At 74.4% G+C, this 19,904-nt stretch carries 15 protein-coding genes; 9 read left to right on the forward strand and 6 right to left on the reverse strand.

Annotated features, from left to right (window positions below; translation table 11 throughout):
* Window positions 1-220: 220 nt before the first annotated feature.
* From AC0693_RS26075 to AC0693_RS26095, 5 genes are all read right to left on the reverse strand, one after another.
* Entirely contained in the window at window positions 221-4,084 is a 3,864-nt protein-coding gene (locus AC0693_RS26075; protein ID WP_468471836.1) for a multifunctional oxoglutarate decarboxylase/oxoglutarate dehydrogenase thiamine pyrophosphate-binding subunit/dihydrolipoyllysine-residue succinyltransferase subunit, read from the reverse strand.
* A 270-nt stretch (window positions 4,085-4,354) separates the two neighbouring features.
* Window positions 4,355-5,422, reverse strand: a complete 1,068-nt coding sequence (locus tag AC0693_RS26080; protein WP_478803046.1) for a HAMP domain-containing sensor histidine kinase — start codon at window positions 5,420-5,422, stop codon at window positions 4,355-4,357.
* Window positions 5,419-6,168 (reverse strand): response regulator transcription factor, encoded by a 750-nt coding sequence (locus AC0693_RS26085; RefSeq protein ID WP_356415251.1) that lies wholly within the window; start codon window positions 6,166-6,168, stop codon window positions 5,419-5,421. Before AC0693_RS26085 ends, AC0693_RS26080 begins: the two co-directional genes overlap by 4 nt.
* 81 nt (window positions 6,169-6,249) lie before the next feature.
* Window positions 6,250-6,963, reverse strand: coding sequence for a spermidine synthase family protein (locus tag AC0693_RS26090; RefSeq protein WP_469317835.1), 714 nt, complete (start codon window positions 6,961-6,963; stop codon window positions 6,250-6,252).
* A 111-nt stretch (window positions 6,964-7,074) separates the two neighbouring features.
* The gene (locus AC0693_RS26095) at window positions 7,075-7,626 is read right to left on the reverse strand and encodes a hypothetical protein (protein WP_478803047.1); all 552 of its coding nucleotides are present in this window, start codon (window positions 7,624-7,626) and stop codon (window positions 7,075-7,077) included.
* A gap of 166 nt (window positions 7,627-7,792) precedes the next feature.
* On the opposite strand from AC0693_RS26095, the gene AC0693_RS26100 reads away from it, so the two are divergent.
* From AC0693_RS26100 to AC0693_RS26120, 5 genes are all read left to right on the forward strand, one after another.
* Window positions 7,793-9,052, forward strand: coding sequence for a glycosyltransferase family 39 protein (locus AC0693_RS26100; protein WP_478803048.1), 1,260 nt, complete (start codon window positions 7,793-7,795; stop codon window positions 9,050-9,052).
* Window positions 9,053-9,155: 103 nt separating this feature from the next.
* Window positions 9,156-10,001, forward strand: coding sequence for a sulfurtransferase (locus AC0693_RS26105; protein ID WP_478803049.1), 846 nt, complete (start codon window positions 9,156-9,158; stop codon window positions 9,999-10,001).
* A gap of 92 nt (window positions 10,002-10,093) precedes the next feature.
* Window positions 10,094-10,867 carry a DUF4097 family beta strand repeat-containing protein gene (locus AC0693_RS26110; protein WP_478803050.1) on the forward strand — a complete coding sequence of 258 codons (774 nt, stop codon included), beginning with the start codon at window positions 10,094-10,096 and terminating at the stop codon, window positions 10,865-10,867.
* A 140-nt stretch (window positions 10,868-11,007) separates the two neighbouring features.
* A complete protein-coding gene (lon, locus tag AC0693_RS26115; RefSeq protein WP_478803051.1) occupies window positions 11,008-13,404 on the forward strand; it encodes an endopeptidase La in 2,397 nt (798 codons plus the stop codon).
* Between the two features lie 114 nt (window positions 13,405-13,518).
* On the forward strand, window positions 13,519-13,959 hold the full coding sequence (locus tag AC0693_RS26120) for a MarR family winged helix-turn-helix transcriptional regulator (RefSeq protein WP_356415270.1): 441 nt from the start codon (window positions 13,519-13,521) through the stop codon (window positions 13,957-13,959).
* Between the two features lie 45 nt (window positions 13,960-14,004).
* Here AC0693_RS26120 and AC0693_RS26125 read toward each other — a convergent pair whose 3' ends face one another.
* Window positions 14,005-14,796 (reverse strand): hypothetical protein, encoded by a 792-nt coding sequence (locus tag AC0693_RS26125; protein WP_469317841.1) that lies wholly within the window; start codon window positions 14,794-14,796, stop codon window positions 14,005-14,007.
* A gap of 441 nt (window positions 14,797-15,237) precedes the next feature.
* Here AC0693_RS26125 and AC0693_RS26130 point away from each other — a divergent pair, with 441 nt between their 5' ends.
* From AC0693_RS26130 to AC0693_RS26145, 4 genes are read left to right on the forward strand one after another with little or no spacing between them, the layout of a single operon-like run.
* Window positions 15,238-18,384: a sensor histidine kinase gene (locus AC0693_RS26130; protein WP_478803052.1), complete on the forward strand. Its 3,147-nt coding sequence runs from the start codon at window positions 15,238-15,240 to the stop codon at window positions 18,382-18,384.
* Window positions 18,381-18,884, forward strand: coding sequence for a roadblock/LC7 domain-containing protein (locus AC0693_RS26135; RefSeq protein ID WP_478803053.1), 504 nt, complete (start codon window positions 18,381-18,383; stop codon window positions 18,882-18,884). Before AC0693_RS26130 ends, AC0693_RS26135 begins: the two co-directional genes overlap by 4 nt.
* The gene (locus tag AC0693_RS26140) at window positions 18,881-19,273 is read left to right on the forward strand and encodes a DUF742 domain-containing protein (protein ID WP_356415280.1); all 393 of its coding nucleotides are present in this window, start codon (window positions 18,881-18,883) and stop codon (window positions 19,271-19,273) included. The genes AC0693_RS26135 and AC0693_RS26140 overlap by 4 nt, the downstream gene beginning before the upstream one ends.
* The gene (locus AC0693_RS26145) at window positions 19,254-19,883 is read left to right on the forward strand and encodes a GTP-binding protein (RefSeq protein WP_356415282.1); all 630 of its coding nucleotides are present in this window, start codon (window positions 19,254-19,256) and stop codon (window positions 19,881-19,883) included. The genes AC0693_RS26140 and AC0693_RS26145 overlap by 20 nt, the downstream gene beginning before the upstream one ends.
* Window positions 19,884-19,904 lie beyond the last annotated feature (21 nt).

A 19,904-nucleotide genomic window follows, 5' to 3' on the forward strand; every position in this document is an offset into this window, starting at 1 on the left:
CCCCCCCCCCCCCCGAGCCCCGCAGGGGACAACGGCCCTGGCGGGCCGCCCCGGGCTCCGCCCGGACCCGCGCCTCAAACGCCGGCGAGGCTGGATTTGCCCAGCGGGGCTGGAACGTGCCCCGGCGGGGCTGGAGTGCGCCCGGAGGGCGGGGAGGCCCGGAACGGGGAAGGCCCGGTCCCCTTGGGGGGCCGGGCCTTCGGGTGGGGCAGCGAGGCGACTAGGCCTCGAAGACCTCGTTCATCAGCAGCTGCTGCTCCGCCTGGTGCCGCTTCGCGGAACCCACGGCGGGAGACGACCCGTGCGGACGCGACACGCGCCGCAGCCGCTCGCCGGCCGGGACCTCGGCCCCGACGGCCAGGTCCAGGTGGTCGATCAGGTTGAGCGCGATGAACGGCCACGCACCCTGGTTCGCCGGCTCCTCCTGCGCCCAGATGTACTTCGCCGCGTTCGGGAACTTGGCGATCTCGGCCTGGAGCTCCGCACCCGGCAGCGGGTACAGCCGCTCGATGCGGATGATCGCGGTGTCCGTGACGCCGCGCTTCTCCCGCTCGGCCTCCAGGTCGTAGTAGACCTTGCCCGCGCAGAAGACCACCTTGCGGACCGCGTTCGGGTCCACCGTCGAGTCGCCGATGACCGGACGGAAGCCGCCGGTGGTGAACTCCTCCGCCTTCGACGCCGCCGCCTTCAGACGCAGCATCGACTTGGGCGTGAAGACGATGAGCGGCTTGTGGTGCGGGTTGTGGACCTGCCAGCGCAGCAGGTGGAAGTAGTTCGACGGGAGCGTGGGCATGGCCACCGTCATGTTGTCCTGCGCGCACATCTGGAGGAAGCGCTCGGGACGCGCGGACGAGTGGTCCGGGCCCTGGCCCTCGTAGCCGTGCGGGAGCAGGAGCGTGACGCCGCTGGTCTGGCCCCACTTCTGTTCCGCGGAGGAGATGAACTCGTCGACGACGGTCTGCGCGCCGTTGACGAAGTCACCGAACTGGGCCTCCCAGAGGACCAGCGCGTCCGGACGGGCCAGCGAGTAGCCGTACTCGAAGCCCATGGCCGCGTACTCGGAGAGCAGCGAGTCGTAGACGTTGTAGCGGGCCTGGTCGTCCGAGAGGTACAGGAGGGGGGTGTAGTCCTCGCCCGTCTCCCGGTCGATGAGGACCGCGTGGCGCTGGCCGAAGGTGCCGCGGCGCGAGTCCTGGCCGGACAGCCGGACCGGGGTGCCCTCCATCAGCAGCGAACCGAAGGCCAGGGTCTCGCCCATGCCCCAGTCGATGGTGCCCTCGTCGATCATCGCGGCGCGGCGCTGGAGCTGCGGCAGCAGACGGGGGTGGACGGTCACGCCCTCGGGGATGGTGACCTGCGACTCGGCGATCCGCTTGACGACGTCCTGCGAGATCGCCGTGTCGACGGTCACCGGGAAGTCGGCCTGCGGGGCCGGGGCCGGGGCGGCCAGCGCGGGCTGCGTGGCGGCCTCGCGGACCTCCGCGAAGACCTTCTCCAGCTGGCCCTGGAAGTCCTGGAGCGCCTGCTCGGCCTCTTCCAGGGTGATGTCGCCGCGACCGATGAGGGACTCGGTGTACAGCTTGCGCACCGAGCGCTTCTTGTCGATCAGGTCGTACATCAGCGGCTGCGTGAAGGCCGGGTTGTCGGACTCGTTGTGGCCGCGGCGGCGGTAGCAGATGAGGTCGATGACCACGTCCTTGTTGAACGCCTGGCGGAACTCGAAGGCCAGGCGGCCGATGCGGACCACGGCCTCCGGGTCGTCGCCGTTCACGTGGAAGATCGGCGCCTCGATCATGCGGGCCACGTCGGTCGCGTACATCGACGACCGCGAGGACTCCGGGGCGGCGGTGAAGCCGACCTGGTTGTTGATCACGACGTGGACGGTGCCGCCGGTGCGGTAGCCGCGCAGCTGCGACATGTTCAGCGTCTCGGCGACGACGCCCTGGCCCGCGAAGGCCGCGTCGCCGTGCAGGGCGACGGGCAGGACGGTGAAGTCCGTGCCGCCCTTGTTGATGATGTCCTGCTTGGCGCGGACGACGCCCTCCAGGACCGGGTCCACCGCCTCCAGGTGCGAGGGGTTGGCGACCAGCGAGACCTTGATCTGCTCGCCGTCCAGGCCGGTGAAGGTGCCGTTGGCGCCCAGGTGGTACTTGACGTCGCCGGAGCCGTGCATCGACTTCGGGTCGAGGTTGCCCTCGAACTCGCGGAAGATCTGCGCGTACGACTTGCCGACGATGTTGGCGAGGACGTTCAGGCGGCCGCGGTGGGCCATGCCGATCGCGACCTCTTCGAGGCGGGCCTCGGCGGCCGAGTCGATGACGGCGTCGAGCAGCGGGATGACCGACTCGCCGCCCTCCAGGGAGAAGCGCTTCTGGCCGACGTACTTCGTCTGCAGGAAGGTCTCGAACGCCTCCGCGGCGTTCAGCCGGCGCAGGATGCGCAGTTGCTCCTCGCGCTCCGGCTTGGTGTGCGGGCGCTCGATGCGGTCCTGGATCCAGCGGCGCTGCTTCGGGTCCTGGATGTGCATGAACTCGACGCCGGTGGTGCGGCAGTACGAGTCGCGCAGCACGCCGAGGATGTCGCGGAGCTTCATCATCGACTTGCCGGAGAAGCCGCCGACCGCGAACTCGCGCTCCAGGTCCCACAGGGTGAGGCCGTGCTCGGTGATGTCGAGGTCGGGGTGCTTGCGCTGCTTGTACTCCAGCGGGTCGGTGTCGGCCATGACGTGGCCGCGGACCCGGTAGGAGTGGATCAGCTCGAAGACGCGGGCGGCCTTCGTGACGTCGTCGTCGTGCGAGGCGTCGATGTCCCGGAGCCAGCGGACCGGCTCGTACGGGATGCGCAGCGCCTCGAAGACGTCGTCGTAGAAGCCGTTCTCGCCGAGCAGCATGTTCGCGACGACGCGCAGGAACTCGCCGGAGGCCGCGCCCTGGATGACCCGGTGGTCGTAGGTCGAGGTCAGGGTCATGACCTTGGAGATGCCCAGCTTGTTCAGGGTGTCCTGCGAGGTGCCCTGGAACTCGGCGGGGTAGTCCATCGAGCCGACGCCCATGATGACCGACTGTCCGGGCATCAGGCGGGGCACGGAGTGGACGGTGCCCAGGCCGCCGGGGTTGGTCAGCGAGACGGTGACGCCGGTGAAGTCGTCCATCGTCAGCTTGCCGACGCGGGCGCGGCGGACGATGTCCTCGTACGCCTGCCAGAACTCGAAGAAGTTGAGGGTCTCGGCCTTCTTGATGCCGGCGACGACGAGCTGGCGGTCGCCGTTCGGCTTCACGAGGTCGATCGCCAGGCCGAAGTTGATGTGCTCCGGCTTGACCAGGGTGGGCTTGCCGTCCTTCTCCGCGAAGGAGTAGTTCATCGACGGCATGGCCTTGATGGCCTGCACCATCGCGTACCCGATGAGGTGGGTGAAGGAGATCTTCCCGCCCCGGGCGCGCTTCAGGTGGTTGTTGATCACGATGCGGTTGTCGAACAGCAGCTTCACCGGGACGGCGCGGACGGACGTGGCCGTCGGCACCTCCAGGGAGGCGTTCATGTTCTTGACCACTGCCGCGGCGGGGCCGCGGAGCGTCACCAGCTCGGGGCCCGCGGGGGCCTCGGTGGCGGGCGCGGCCTTCGGAGCGGCGGCGGGAGCGGAGGGGGCGGCGGCCGGAGCCGAGGCCGGGGCCTGGGAGGTGACAGTCACAGCAGGGGCACCAGAGGGGGTGGCAGGAGCAGGGGCAGGAGCTGACACAGGCGTGGCGGCGGTCGGAGCGGCGGCCGTGGGCGCGGCGGGCGCCGCCCCCGTGGCGGCGTCGGCGGCCTGCGGGGCTGCGGCGGCGGGGGCGGCCTGTGCGGAGGCGCCGTCCGTCGTCGGGGTCTGCGTGGGCTCTTCCGCCTTCGCCGGGGCGCTCACGCCGCCCGGCTTGTAGTCGGCGAAGAAGTCCCACCAGGCCCGGTCGACCGAATTCGGGTCCTGGAGGTACTGCTGATAGATCTCGTCGACGAGCCACTCGTTCGCGCCGAAGCCTGAGGCAGGGGTCTTCCCGCTCTCTGCTGATTCGGTCGTGGTGCTCGAATTACTGGGGGACTGTGGCGACACGGCGGCAACCGCCCTCTTCCGCTTCACAAGGTATGGACAGCGGGAATAAAGGCTACGCCTCCCCGGCGGTCGGATGCAGACCGGGCGGGACATCCGTCGCGCAGGTCACACCGAACGGCGGGTTTCACCGTGTGGAATGGCGGGAAACAAGCGTGGTTCGGGTAGGGCTCACCGTGGTTGCGGCCCCCTGGCGTCGCACCCCTGACGGACCCCGGGCCGGTGTGGCCGAGATCATGTCCTTCCCACTCGAACCCTACGTCAACACGCCCCCTACGAGCTGCCCGGAAGGGTGACCCGGATCCGGCAGCCGCGAGGGGATTCGGCCACGCCGATGTGACCGCCGTGCAGTCCGACGGCCCAGCGGGCGATCGCGAGGCCCAGCCCGGTGCCGCCGTCACCGCCCCGCGCGCTGCCCCGGTTGAACCGTTCGAAGACCCGCAGCCGCTCCGATTCCGGAATGCCCGGGCCCTCGTCCATCACCTCCAGGGTCAGGCTCCCGGGCGCGTCGGCGCCCCGCGCCCGTACCGTCACCCGGCCGTGCGGCGGACTGTGCTTGACGGCGTTGTCGATGAGGTTCGCCACCACCTGGTGCAACCGCTCCGCGTCCGCGTGGGCCGACAGGTCGGGCGGGAAGACGTCCAGGTGCAGATGGACGTCGTTGCGGGTGTGGCCGCCGGATCCCGAGGTCAGGCCGGGGCGCCCGGCCGCCGCGAGGCCCGATTCCTTCAGGACGCCCGACAGGTACGGCCACACCTCGAAGCGGCGCGCCTTCAGCGGGACCACCCCGTTGTCCACCCGGGACAGGTCCAGCAGGGTCTCCACCAGCCGCCCCAGCCGCTCGGTCTGCTTGAGCGCCGTCCGCATCGTCTCGGGGTCGGCGGCGGAGACGCCGTCCACCACGTTCTCCAGCACCGCGCGCAGCGCCGCGATCGGGGTCCGCAGCTCGTGGGAGACGTTCGCGACGAGTTCCTTGCGGTGGCGGTCCACCGCCTCCAGGTCGTCGGCCATCAGATTGATCGTCTCCGCGAGGTCGCCCAGCTCGTCGCGGCGGCCCGAGCCGCGCACCCGGCGGGTGAAGTCGCCGTGGGAGATCGCCTTGGCCACGGTCGTCATCTCGTCCAGCGGCGCCGTCAGGCTGTGCGCCACGAACTGGGTGATCAGCATCGAGGCGATCACCGAGAACACCGTGATGAAGCGCACCTCGGTCGCCGTGCGCATGGCCACCATCAGCAGGCCCGTGGTGATGAAGACCGAGACCACCACGAGGGTGCCCAGCTTGGTCTTGATCGAGAAGGGCGAGAACGGCCGCAGCCCCGGCCCCGGCAGCCGCCCGCTCACGGCTGCGCCGGAGTCTCCAGGGCGTACCCGACGCCGTGGACCGTACGGATCCGCTCGGCGCCGATCTTGCGGCGCAGGGCCTTGATGTGGCTGTCGACCGTCCGGGTCCCGGAGGCGTCGGCCCAGTCCCAGACCTCGGCCAGCAGCTGCTCGCGCGAGAGCACCGCGCGCGGGGTGCCCGCGAGGCAGACCAGCAGGTCGAACTCGGTGGGCGTCAGGTGGACGTCCTCCGACTGCACCCGGACGCGGCGCTGCGCGTGGTCGATCTCCAGGTCGCCCAGGCGCAGCGTGGAGCCGCGCGGGGCGTGGGCGGCGATCGCCGCCCGCTCCACGCGGCGCAGCAGGACGTGGGCCCGGGCGGCCAGCTCGCGCATGGAGAACGGCTTGGTCATGTAGTCGTCGGCGCCGACCCCGAGGCCTACCAGCAGGTCCGTCTCGTCGTCGCGCGCGGTGAGCATCAGGACCGGCACCGGCCGCTGGGCCTGGACGCGGCGGCAGACCTCCAGGCCGTCGAAGCCGGGCAGCATCACGTCGAGGACGAGCAGCTCCGGCAGCCAGGTCTCGGCGGCCGCGACGGCGGCGGGCCCGTCCGCCGCGGTCTGCACCTGGAACCCCTCGGCGCGCAGCCGGGCGGCGATCGCCTCGGCGATGGTGCGGTCGTCCTCGACGACCAGCACCCGCCGCTGCGCGCCGGGGGTCGCAGGCGAGGCCCCGGCCCCGTTGTGGGTGGTGTGTGTCTGATCCATGTCCCGCCCCGGTAGTCCGACGGGGGACCCGTGAAGATCCCGCGTGATGGGGTGCAGCGTAGAGGAGCCTCCGGGCCGCGGCTATGAGGGGTTCAGCGCGAGGTGGACGACGTCCGGGACACCTCGGGCAACGGGCACCTCTTCCGTCCGTACCGAACTGAATCCGGCATTCCGCAAAGCGTCCTCGAACGGGGCGGACGGTTGTGCGGACCACACGGCCAGTACGCCGCCCGGAGTGAGCCTGGCCCGGCAGGCGGCCAGCCCGGCGGGGGAGTACAGGCCGCGGTTGTCCTCGGTGACGGTCCAGTCGGGGCCGTTGTCGATGTCCAGGCAGAGGGCGTCGTACGGCCCGGTCGCCGGGTCGGCCAGGTGGGCGACCAGGTCCGCGCGGACGATCGCGACCCGCTCGTCCGCCAGGGCGGGGCCCGAGATCGTGTCGAGCGGCCCGGAGCGGTGCCAGTCGACGACCGCCTCCTCGCGCTCGACCACGCTGATCCGCCCCCAGTGGTCCCCGGCGGCCGCGTGGGCGAGGGAGAAGCCCACGCCGAGGCCGCCGATGAGCAGGGACGGGCGCGTCCGGCCGGCGGGCAGGGCGCGGCGCGCGGCGTCCACCAGCAGGCGCTCGGAGCGGCCGTCGGAGGTGTCCATGAGGAAGCAGCCGTTGGCGATGATCTCGTACGTTCCGCCGCGGCGGCGCAGGGCGACCTCGCCGTACGGGCCCTGGCGGCGGTCGACGGTGACGGGCGCGGCGGCGGGCGCGGCGGCGGCGCCGACCCCGGTGACGTGGGCTGACATGGGCGGATCCTCTCCGTGACCGGACGGTCACTCGACCCCACAACGAAGCCCCGCCGGTGGGGGTTCCACCGGCGGGGCTTCGTTCGGGTGAGGGTGCGCCGCGGCGCGGGGTCAGGGCGTCTCGAAGGAGGGCAGCGCGTCCAAAACCTTCCGCAGGGCCGGCGGGACGGAGCCGTCGGTCGCGACCACCTGGTGGCCGTCATGGACGAAGGAGTAGGTGAAGCCGTCGAACACCTTTCCCTGGTCGGTGGCCACCGGGGGAAGGTGCGCGAAATCCGCCTGCCGCAGGGCGCCGCGCAGTGCGTCGAGTCCGGCCCCCGTCAGCCTCCCCGTGCGCACCGGCCGGTCGGAGGCGTCGCGCAGGGTCCACGCCCCGTCCTCCCCGATGTCCAGCGTGCTCCGCCGTCCGGCGTACCCCCCGCTGCGGGTGACCAGGAGCAGCTGCTGCCGCGCGGCGGTCGGCGTGGCGGCCGGCGGAGCGCTCCCGGAGGGGGTGGTGCCCGGAGGGGAGGCGGAGGCGGGGGGCGGGGCGGAAGCGGAGGGGGCGGCGGACGGGGATCCGGCGCCGGGCCCGGGCGTGCCCGGACCGGCCGGCGTACAGCCGCCGAGCACCAGGACCAGCGCTCCCACGGCCACCGCGGCCGTCGTTCGGTACGTTCGCACACCCCACCTCCGCGAGGACTCGGGTCGCCCCCGAGTATGGAGGCCCCACGCCCGTACGGATACCCGGAGGCACCCCATCGGCCGCAACACCGCCCGGGCGCGGCGCGGGCTGCCCCCGCTGCTCGCGCTCGCCCTCGGCCTGTGGGGGCTGCCGCGCGGCGGCTCCATGTGGCGCGACGAGTCGGTCACCCACCAGGTGGCCCACCGGACCTCCGGGGACCTCGTCGGGCTGCTGGGGCAGGTCGACGCCGTGCACGGCCTGTACTACCTGCTGATGCACGGCGTCTTCGCCGTGTGGGACGGCGGGCTCTGGGCGCTGCGGCTGCCCTCCGTGCTGGCCACCGCCCTGGCCGCCGCCGGGGTGGCGGCGCTCGCCCGCCGGCTGGGGGCGGGGGAGCGGGCGGCCCTGCTCGCCGGGTCGGCGTACGCCGTGCTGCCGCCCGTGCAGATGTACGCGCAGGAGGGGCGCTCGTACGCGCTGGTCGCGGCCGCCGTGATCTGGGCGACGTACCTGCTGGTGAGCGAGTGCTGGGCGGCGTACGCCGTGGTGCTCGCGCTCGGCTGCTGGCTGCACGAGTTCGCCGTACTGGTCCTGCTCGCGCACGGCGTCGTCGCGTGGCGCTCGCGCGCCTGGCGGTGGTGCGTGGTGGCCGTGGGGGTGGCGCTGGCCCCGCTGGTGCTGCTCAGCGCGGGGCAGGCGCAGCAGCAGCTCGGCTGGCTCGGCCGCCCGAAGGCGGGCGACTGGGCGGCGTACGCCGTGATCGCGGGAGCGGCGCTGCTGCTCGCGCGGGGGATCCCCGACCGGGCCCTCGTCCGGGTCGCCGTGCCGCTGGCGCTGGCGCCGCCCGGAGTGCTGCTGGCCGTCTCGCTGGTGCACCCCCTGTACGTCGACCGGTACGTGCTCTACGCCCTCGCCGGGCTCGCCCTGCTCGTGGGGGCGCGGCTGGCGGCCGGCGGCTGGGTCGCGTGGGTGGTGGCGGGGGCGCTGCTGGTGCCGTTCGGCTTCTGGGCCGGGTGGCTGCGGACGCCCGAGAGCCGCAAGGACGACGTCCTCGCGGTCGCGGCGGCCGTGCGGGCCGAGGCGCGGCCGGGGGACGCGGTGCTGTTCCTGCCGGCGCGCCGGCGCGAGTGGCTGCTGTCCTCGCCCGGGCTCTACGCGGGCCTGCGCGACGTGGCCCTGGCCGCGCCTCCCGCCGCTTCGGACACGCTCTGGGGCACGGAACTGCCCGACGCCGAGCTTCGCGCCCACCTGCTCGCCGCCCCGCGGGTACTGGCCGTCCTGGACCCGGCGGGCGAGCCGGTGGACCCCTACCCCCGGGAGGCGGTCAAACGGCAGGCCCTGGCCGCGCACTTCGACCTGTGCCGCGTGACCTCCCTGCACGGCGCCCGGCTGGCCGTCTTCGCCGCGCCCGGGACCTGCCCGTAGTCTCCGCCGCCCCGCCCCGCCCCGCCCCGCCCCGCCCCGCCCCGCTCGGCCCCCGGCTCCGGGGGTCCGGCAGGATGGGGGCCCAAGCGCCCGGGAGGCAGCAGTGACGGTTCGGCACACAGACCTCCGGCCGCTGGTCGGGGTGCAATGGCTCGCGGAGCGGCTCGGCTCCGGGGCGGACGGGGTCGTCGTGGCCGACGCCTCCGTGGGGCCGCACCGGGGAGCGCCCCGGCGGATCCCGGGGGCCCGCGCCTTCGACCTCGACGGGGCGTTCTCCGACCACACCGCGCCCGCGCCGCACACCATGCCCTCGCCCGGGGCCTTCGCCGCGGCCGTCCGCGCCCTCGGGATCGACGACACCAGCACCGTCGTCGTCTATGACGGGGCGGGCATCCACTCCAGCGCCCGCGCCTGGTGGATGCTGCGGGCCATGGGCTTCGACCGGGCCGCCGTGCTCGACGGCGGACTGCCCGCGTGGGAGGCGGCCGGGCTGCCCGTCGAGGGCGCGCCGGCCGGCTACGACGGCCCGCCCGGCACCTTCACCGCCCGCCCCCGCCCCGGGCTGATCGTGGACAGCGCCGCCGTCGGCGGGGCCCTCGCCGACCCGGCGCGCGCCGTCGTCCTCGACGCGCGGACCCGCGCACGCTTCGCGGGCACCGCCCCCGAACCACGCCCCGGCCTGCGCGGCGGCCACATGCCCGGCGCGCTCAGCCTCCCCTTCGGCGAACTCCAGCGCGGCGGCGCGATGCTCCCCGAGGCCGAACTGCGCGCCGTGCTGCGCGAACTGGCCGGGGACCGGCAGCTGTACGTCAGCTGCGGTTCGGGCGTCACCGCCTGCGTGCTCGCGCTGGGGGCCGTCCTGGCCGGCTACCCGGACCCGGCCGTGTACGACGGCTCGTGGAGCGAGTGGGGCAGGCCGGGCGAGCTCCCCGTGGCCACCGGCGACTGACCGCGAGGGGGGCCGGGGGTAGGGCTGGCACCACCCCCGGCAGGGGTAGCAGCGCCATCGACCGGGCGCGGCCGCGCCGCGAGACTCGGCGCATGACTTCACGCCGCGCCCCCGCCCCGCCGGTCACGGCCCTCGCCGCGCTCGCCGCCGCGCTGCTCCTCTCCGCCTGCACCCCCGACCTCCTCGGCGGCGGGGACCAGAAGACGACGCGGACCGCGACCGCCGATGCCACGGTCACCGAGGCCGTCACGTCGGTCGAGATCAGGAACTCCCGCCGGGGCTCGATCGAGGTGGTCCCCGGCACCGGCCCCGGCGTCGCGGTGCACCGCACCGTCCACTACGGCGGCGACACCCTGCCGCGCCCCGGCCAGCGGATCTCCGGCGGCGCCCTGACCTTCACCGACGACTGCGGCGACGGCACGTCCTGCTACGTCGACTACCGGCTGGAGGTCCCCGCCGTCGCCCGGGTCAAGCTGGGCAGCAGCAGCGGCTCCATCACGGTGACGGGCGTGGCGGAGGCCGAGCTGGCCGCCAGTTCCGGGTCCGTACGGGCCGAGCGGATCTCCGGGGCGCTGCGCGTCTCCACCTCCTCGGGGGAGATCACGGGCGTGGCCCTGGGCGGCCCGAGCGCCGCGGTCCACTCCAGCTCGGGCGACGCCCGTCTCGACTTCACCCGGGCGCCCGCCTCCGTGACGGCCGAGGCGAGCTCGGGGGACGTCACCCTGCGGGTCCCCGGCGGCCCCTACCGGGTCGACCTGACCACCAGCTCCGGCAACCGCGACGTGGCGGTCCCCACGGACCCGGCCGCCGCCGCGCGCCTGACCGTGCGGACCAGCTCGGGGGACGTACGAATCACGGCGTCCTGACCCCGGCGCGGGCACCTCGGCAGCACCCGTCGGCATCGCTCTCCGGCGCGTTCGCCCCGGGCGAACGGGGGTTGGGGAACATTGGGCGGCGCACAAGCATTGAGTCGGCATAGCTCAACTTCGCTGCCGGAGGGAAAATCATGGCTTCGTCGTCCGAATCGCTCACCCTGCCCGTGCTGCCGCTAGACGGCGAGGTCGTCCTGCCCGGGATGGTCGTCCCGCTGGACCTGTCCGACGCGGAGGTGCGGGCCGCGGTGGAGGCCGCGCAGGCCGCCGCGGGGACGGGGAAGCCGCGGGTGCTGCTCGTGCCGCGGGTCGACGGCACCTACGCCGCCACCGGCGTCCTGGGCACGGTCGAACAGGTCGGGCGGCTGTCCGACGGTGATCCCGGGGCCCTGATCCGCGGCCGCGGGCGGGTCCGGATCGGGGCCGGGACCACCGGGCCCGGGGCGGCGCTCTGGGTCGAGGGCGAGACCGTGGACGAGCAGGTCCCCGAGCCGCTGCCCGGCGTCGCCGCCGAGCTGGTCAAGGAGTACAAGGCCCTCGCCACCAGCTGGCTCAAGAAGCGCGGCGCCTGGCAGGTCGTGGACCGGGTGCAGCAGATCGAGGGCGTCTCGGCCCTCGCCGACAACTCCGGCTACTCGCCGTTCCTGACCCTGGAGCAGAAGCTCCAGCTGCTGGAGACGACCGACCCCGTCGCCCGCCTGCGGCTCGCCGTGAAGATGCTCAGCGACCACCTCGCCGAGCAGGACGTGGCCGAGTCCATCGCCAAGGACGTGCAGGACGGCGTCGACAAGCAGCAGCGCGAGTTCCTGCTGCGCCGCCAGCTGGACGCCGTGCGCAAGGAACTGCGCGAACTCAATGGCGAGAAGGAGGGCGAGGAGTCCGACGACTACCGCGCCCGCGTCGAGGCCGCCGACCTGCCCGAGAAGGTCCGCGAGGCCGCGCTCAAGGAGGTCGAGAAGCTGGAGCGCGCCAGCGACCAGTCGCCGGAGGGATCCTGGATCCGCACCTGGCTGGACACCGTGCTGGAACTGCCCTGGAACGAGCGGACCGAGGACGCGTACGACATCCGCGGCGCCCGCGAGGTCCTGGACGCCGAACACGCCGGGCTGAGCGACGTGAAGGACCGGATCACCGAGTACCTGGCCGTCCGCAAGCGCCGCTCCGAGCGCGGGCTCGGCGTCATCGGCGGCCGCCGCGGCGGAGCCGTGCTGGCCCTCGTCGGGCCGCCCGGCGTCGGCAAGACCTCGCTCGGCGAGTCCGTGGCGCACGCCATGGGCCGCACCTTCGTCCGGGTCGCGCTGGGCGGCGTACGGGACGAGGCCGAGGTCCGCGGCCACCGGCGGACGTACGTCGGCGCACTGCCCGGCCGCATCGTCCGCGCGATCAAGGAGGCCGGGTCCATGAACCCGGTCGTGCTCCTCGACGAGATCGACAAGGTCGGCTCCGACTACCGGGGCGACCCGGCCGCCGCGCTCCTGGAGGTCCTGGACCCGGCGCAGAACCACACCTTCCGGGACCACTACCTGGAGGTCGAACTCGACCTCAGCGACGTGGTCTTCCTCGCCACCGCCAACGTGCTGGAGTCGATCCCCGAGGCGCTCGCCGACCGGATGGAGATCGTCCGGCTCGACGGCTACACCGAGGACGAGAAGGTCGTCATCGCCCGGGACCACCTGCTGCCCCGCCAGCTGGAGCGGGCCGGCCTGGCGGCCGAGGAGGTCTCCCTCGGCGAGGACGCGCTGCGCAAGCTGGCGGGCGAGTACACCCGCGAGGCGGGCGTGCGCACCCTGGAGCGGTCGCTGGCGCGACTGCTGCGCAAGGTGGCCTCCCAGCACGAGCTGGGGCAGCGGGAACTGCCGCTGCGGATCGGCGCCGAGGACCTGCGGGGCCTGATCGGGCGCCCGCACCACGTGCCCGAGGCGGGCCAGGACCCGGCCGAGCGGCGCACCGCCGTCCCCGGCGTGGCCACCGGCCTCGCCGTGACCGGCGCGGGCGGCGACGTCCTCTTCGTGGAGGCCTCGCTGGCGGACCCGGAGACCGGGGCCGCCGGGCTCACCCTGACCGGCCAGCTCGGAGACGTCATGAAGGAGTCGGCGCAGATCGCGCTCAGCTTCCTGCGCTCGCACGGCGCGGAGCTGGAGCTCCCGGTCGCCGACCTCAAGGACCGGGGCGTGCACATCCACTTCCCGGCGGGCGCGGTCCCCAAGGACGGCCCGAGCGCGGGCATCACCATGACCACTGCGCTGGCCTCGCTGCTCTCCGGCCGCCAGGTGCGCACGGACGTGGCCATGACCGGCGAGGTGTCGCTGACCGGGCGGGTGCTGCCGATCGGCGGGGTCAAGCAGAAGCTGCTGGCCGCGCACCGGGCCGGGATCACCACGGTGATCATCCCGAAGCGGAACGAGGCGGACCTGGACGACGTACCGGCCGAGGTGCTGGAGCGGCTGGAGGTGCACCCGGTGACGGACGTGCGCCAGGTGCTGGAGCTGGCCCTCTCGGCCGTCGTGGAACCGGTGGTCGCGGCCGCCTGATCCGCACGCACCGCGGCCACCCGACGGCCCGTGACCCCGCTGCGGCGGGGCCCCGGGCCGCCCTGCGGTCCGCTCCTCGATACTGGTCCTCCACACCATCGATGGGAGCGGTCCGTGCACGGGAGTGAAGACCAGGAGTTCCTCGCCCTGGAGCGGGAGCTGTCCGTCTTCCTCCGGAGGGCCCGCGCCTCCTCCGGCGAGATGGCCCGCGCACTGCACCCCGAGCTGGAGCCGGCGGCGTACGGCCTGCTCGTCCGCCTCGAAGCGGCCGGCCGCCAGCGCGCCACCGAGCTCGCCGCCTACTTCGGCGTCGGCAAGGCGACCATGAGCCGCCAGCTGCGCGCCCTGGAGAACCTCGGCCTGGTCGCCCGCGAACCGGACCCGGCCGACGGCCGGGCCTTCCTGGTGGGCCTGACCGAAGAGGGCCGCGAACGCTTCCTGCGGGTGCGCTACGCCCGCCGCGAGCAGTACATGCGCAAGCTCGCGGACTGGGACCGCGGCGAGGTCGCGGAACTGGCCCGGCTGCTCAACCAGCTGAACCAGGGCGCCGAATAGGGCCCGGCGCCCCCACCGGCGCGGTGGCTTCGGCCGCCGCCCCCCTCAGAGCTCCGCGTACGCCGCCGACGCGTCGTCGTGGCGCTTCGAGCGGACCCGGCCGTCGCCCGCGCGGGCCGCGGCCCGTTCCAGCGCGCGGACCCGGTCGATCAGCGCTCCCGCGCCCTCCTCGCGCAGCACGGCCATGCAGGCGGCCCAGTCGCCCGCCCCGAAGGTGTCCGTCCAGCGGCTCGCGCCGTCCGTCAGCGCGGCCAGCGCCGCCACCCGGGCCCGCGGGGTGCGGCCGGTGACCGCCCGGGCGGCCACCGCGGGATCGGCGGCCGCCGTGTAGAAGGAGCCCTGCGCGCCGGAGTTGCGCAGCGCGTCGGTGGCGGCCACCGAGCGCAGGACCTCCGCGGGCACCCGGTCGAGCCGGTCGTCCAGCACCGCCGTCACCCCTCCGTCCGGGGCGCGCAGCAGGAGGACGGAGTCGGACAGCACGAGGTGCTCCACGTACTCCGCGTCCCAGCGGACCACGACCACCGTCGCCTGCGGGGTGCGCACGTGAGAAAGGTCACAGGTTTCGCGGTGCGCGTCGGCGGTCACGCGGATCGCTTCGGCGAGGACCCCGTCGAGGGGCATGTCCCGCCGCGATCCGGACAGTTCGGTCAGCCGCCCGCCCAGGCGGGCCGCGAACCACGGCACGCCGTGCGCGCAGCCGACGTCCCCGCCCGGCGGCGTGACCCCGTCCAGCGCGACCAGCACACCGCCGCCGCCCGGCGCCGGGACCGAGGCCGACAGCCAGTCCTCGTTGGGGCGTTCCGGGTCGCCGGGGGCGGAGGAGAGGTCGATGCGCATGGGGACAGTCTGCCCGGGATGTCCGGTCCGCCGGGCGGCGGCCGGGACGCGGGCCGGTGAACGGGCGGGGGCGGGGCGGGTGCGCACCGGCGCGGCCCCGCGCCGCGCGTCCCACCGTCACGGACCCGCCCGAACGGGCGGAAACCGGTGGAATCGAAGTGTCCGGGCGGCTGTGGGCGGGCATCCTGTCAAGCGCCCATGGATCTTTCAACCGCCTGTCCATGCCCCAGGCCTGACGGGGGACCGCCGGAGTTGTTCGTCAACTCATCCGTGTTGTTCACTCGTTCAAGTGGCCGGGTGAGCGATGTGCGGCTCTCTCCCCAGCACACTGCGAAGGTCTGAGCGGTACGAGGGGGCAGGGGGCGTTTACTTGTTGACCGGCCGGTACCTCGGCCACACGAGTAGACGAGCACGAGCACACGTACAGGATTGCGAGCACCGGTGCAGAAGAAGCCGTCTCGGAAGAACGGCACCGCCGCCACCCCTGCCGACGGCCACGCCACGGCGGGCCGCGCGGGACGCACCGTACGGGTGCGCCGCAGGCTGGTCATCGGCGTTGCCGTCACCGGGCTCACCGTCCTCGCGGCCGGCGCCCCCGCGGTGGTCACCGCCGCCTCCGAGCTGAACGACTCCCAGCAGCTGGTCACCCTCGCCGACCGGACGCAGCAGGCCCTCACCCTCACCCATCTGCTCGCCGACGAGCGCGACGCCGTCACCGAGTACGTCGCCAAGGGCCGCCCCGCCGCGGGGAAGTCCGTGGTCGACGACCGCGCCGCCGGCACCGACCGGCAGCTCGCGGAACTGCGCCCCGAGGCCGACGAGCCGCTCGCCCGGGCGCTGGACCGCGTACGGGCCGTACGCTCCGAGGCCGTCGGCGGCAAGGGCGGCGCCCTCGCCGCCCAGCAGGCCTACTCCGCCCTCCTCGGCGAACTGACCGCTCCCGGCGACCGGCTGATCGAGCTGACCCCGCCGCGCGCCACCGGCGCCCTCGCGACGACCCGCCCGCTGGCGCCCCTCGGGCAGGCCGTGGACCAGGCCTCGGCCACCCGCGGACTGCTGCTCGCCGCGCTGGCCGTCCCCCGCGGCGAGCAGTCCCAGAACACCGCCGCGTCCGACGAACTCGCCACCGCCGCCCAGCGCTCGCGCGTACGGGAACTGGCGGCCCTCGACGACTTCGCACGGGCCGCGCGGCCCGACGTGCGCCAGACCCTCGCGGTGACCGTCACCGGCCCCGAGGTGAAGAGCGCCGACGACTACCTCAAGCGGCTGACCGACCGGCCCGCCCTCACCGCCGCCGACCGCAAGCTCGACGGCGAGAGCGTGGGCGCCGCGCTGTCCGCGCGCATAGACCGGATGCGGTCCGTCGAATCGAACCTCGCGGTCGACCGCTCCAGCGCGCTGGCCGCGCTGCGCGACGACGACGTGACGGCCCTCGAACGGACGATCGCGGTCCTCGGCGCCCTGTTCCTCTTCGCCGTCGTCTTCGCGACCGCCGTCGCGCGCTCCCTCACCCGGCCCCTGTCCGTCCTGCGGCGCGGCGCCGCCCGGCTGGCGACCCCCGAGGGGTCGGTGGAACCGGTCCGCTTCACCGGGCGCAACGACGAGTTCGCCGAGGTGGTCCGCCACCTCAACGCGGTGCGCGACCAGACCGTGTCCCTGCACACCCGGATCGCGGGCCTCGACGCCGACCGCCGCCGCCTCGTCGGCCGCAACGAGGCGCTGAGCAGCGGCCGCGGCGCCCTGGAGGAGGAGCTCGCGCGCCTGCGGGCCGGGCTGGAGGAGCACCGGCGCATCATGTCGACCACCTCCGTCTCGCTCTCCCTGCGCACCCTCGGCCTGGTCGAGCGCCAGCTCACCGTCATCGAGGAGCTGGAGTCCAAGGAACAGGACCCCGACCAGCTCGCCACCCTCTTCAAGCTGGACCACCTGGCGACGGTGATGCGCCGCCACAACGAGAACCTGCTGGTCCTCGCGGGCCAGGACCACGGCCCGGGGCACGCCACGCCGGTCCCGCTGGTGGACGTCATGCGGGCCGCGGTGAGCGAGATCGAGCGCTACGAGCGGGTCGACCTGGCCGCGCTGCCGGGCGCCACGCAGGTGGCGGGACACGCCGCCGACGACATCTCGCACGTGCTGGCGGAACTCCTGGAGAACGCCACGACCTTCTCGCCGCCGGAGGCCAAGGTCAAGGTCTCCGGGTGGCTGCTGGACTCCGGCGACGCCGTGCTGTCCGTCATCGACGAGGGCATCGGCGTCAGCGGGGACCGGCTGGCCGCGCTCAACGCCCGGCTGGCCGAGCCGGAGGCGTACGACGAGGAGCCCGAGGCCGAGCACGGCCTGGGCCTGGGGCTGTACGTGGCGGGACGGCTGGCCGCGCGCCACGGGGTCACGGCCGAACTCCGCGCCGCCCGCGGCGGCGGTACCGAGGCCCTCGTGGTCATCCCGGTCACCCTGCTCCCGATCGCCGCACCGGGCACCCCGGTCCACCACCTGACGGCCCCCGGCGCCGCCCCCTTCCCGGACCTCCCCGGCGTGGTGGCCGAGGCCAACGGCAACGTCCTCTCGCCCCGCCTGCGCGGCGAGGACACCCCGGCCCCCGCTCCGGCCCCGGCCCCGGCCCCCGCGTCCGAGGAGGCGCCGGCGGAGGCTCCGGTCGCCGTGACCGACGCGGCTCCGGAGGCGGACCCGGCCGAGGAGCCGACCGCCGATGCGGGGCCGGAGGGGCCCGCGGACGCGGACGAGGCGGGCGAGCGGGAGTGGATCCCGGTCGTGCCGCTGAGCGAGAAGGCCCCGGAGCCGGCCCCTGACGCCGTACCGGCGGACCAGGTGTTCACGGTCCCCGCACCCGCGCCGCCCACGGAGCCGCCGGCCCCGGACGCCCCGGACGCCCCGGAGGCTCTGGCGTCCCCGGAGGCCCCGGCCTCCGCGGAGGCCCCGGTGCCCCCGGCGGATCCGGCGCCCCCGGCGACCCCCGACGTACCCGAGTCCGAGCGGACGCTGGAGGTCCGGCTGCCGGCGCCGCCGACGGTGCCGCCCGTGGCGGAGCAGGGGCAGGAGCCCGCCGAGGAGCTGCTGGCCCGCGTGGTGCCCGCCGCCGACCCCGCGGACCTGCTGCCGTCCCCGGACCAGGTCTTCACCGTCCCCGCCGCTGACCCGCGGCCCGGCACGCCCGTCGGCGTGAAAGGCGCCGCGGGCGAGCGGAACGGCGGCCTGCCCGTACGCAAGGGCCCCGGCGCCGGGCTGCCGAAGCGGGAGCGGCGCACCGCCCCCGCGGGCGACGCCCACGCCCAGGCCCCCGACGGCCCCGGCGACTGGGTCCCGCGCCAGGGAAGCCATCCCGACGAGGCCGTCACCGACAAGGGCCTCCCCAAGCGCACCCCGCGCGCCGTCGCGGCCCCCGGCCCGCAGGCCGCGGCCGCCCCCGCGACCGGGGCGGAGCCCAAGCGGGTGGACGCGGAGGAACTCCGCCGCCGCCTCGGCGGTTTCTACCAGGGGGCCAGGGACGGGCGACGCGTCGTCGAGGCCGAACTCGCCGACGCCGAGGGCCAGACCGATCCGGGGGACACCGCACAGGAGGCACGCACATGACCGCGCCCAGTACGTACGGACTGAGCACCCAGGCCCGCAATCTGCAGTGGCTGCTGACCGACCTGGTCGAGGAGGTGCCCGGCATCGTGTCGGTCGCCGTCGTCTCCTCCGACGGCCTGCTGCTGCTGTCCTCCGAGCCGGGCCAGGCCCCGGAGGTGGGCGATGTGGGCGGCGGCCCGCAGCCCGAGGGCCGCCCGCGCGGCCCCCGCGGCGCCTCGGCCGACCTCGCCACCATCGTCTCCGGCCTCGGCAGCCTCACCACCGGCGCCGCCCAGCTCATGGACGGCGGGGGCGTCAAGCAGACCATGGTGGCGATGGAGCGCGGCTGCGTCTTCGTCACCGCCATCAGCGACGGCTCCCTGCTCGGCGTGCACGCCACGCCGGACTGCGACATGAGCGTCGTCGCCTTCCACATGGCGCTCTTCGTCGGCCGCGCCGGCCACGTCCTGACCCCCGAAGTCCGCAGCGAGCTGCGCCAGTCGATGGAGAACACCCCGTGAGGAGTCCGGCTTCCGACCGGCTGCCGATACGCGGCGCCGACCGGCGCCCCGCCCGCGTCCGCCCGTACTCGCTCACGGGCGGACGGACCCGCTTCGCGCACGTCCTGCCCGTCGAGAGCTTCGTCGCCACCCTCGACCCCGGGGTCAGGGCCCCGGCGGCCCGGCCCGACCGGACGCCCGAGATGCGGGCGATCGTCGAGCTGTGCCGCCGCATGCGCACGGTCGCCGAGATCGCCGCGCTGCTGAAGCTGCCGCTCGGCGTCGTCCGCGTGCTCGTCAGCGACCTCGCCGACCAGGGAAGGATCCGCGTCTACGGGACCGGGCACGGCACCGGCCGCCCCGAACGCGCGCTGCTGGAAAGGGTGCTCAGTGGGCTCAGCCGTCTTTGACCCGACCGCGCCCGCGGACCTCGCGGACGACCCCGTCCAGCCGTGGCAGTACGACCGCTCGCGCGCCCCCGTCGCCGTCAAGGTGCTGGTGGCGGGCGGCTTCGGCGTGGGCAAGACCACCTTCGTCGGCTCGGTCTCGGAGATCACCCCGCTGCGTACCGAGGCGGTGATGACCGAGGCGAGCGCGCCGACGGACGACCTGACCGGCACGCCGGACAAGCACACGACCACCGTGGCCATGGACTTCGGCCGGGTCACGCTGGACGACGACCTGGTCCTGTACGTCTACGGAACGCCCGGCCAGAAGCGCTTCTGGTTCATGTGGGACGACCTCGTGCGCGGCGCCATCGGCGGCATCGTGCTCGCCGACACCCGTCGGCTGCGCGACTGCTTCCCGGCCCTCGACTACTTCGAGAGCTGCGGTCTGCCGTACGCCGTGGCCGTCAACCACTTCGAGGGCTCCGCCTCCTACGAGCCCGAGGACGTGCGGGAGGCGCTGACCATCTCCGACGCCGTCCCCGTCGTGATCATGGACGCGCGCGACCGCGCCACGGTCGTCGAGTCCCTGATGACGCTCGTGGGCCACGCCCTGGACGCCACCCCCGCCTAGTACCGCAGCCCGGAGAGAGAC

Source organism: Streptomyces sp. NPDC043876, from assembly GCF_056435825.1.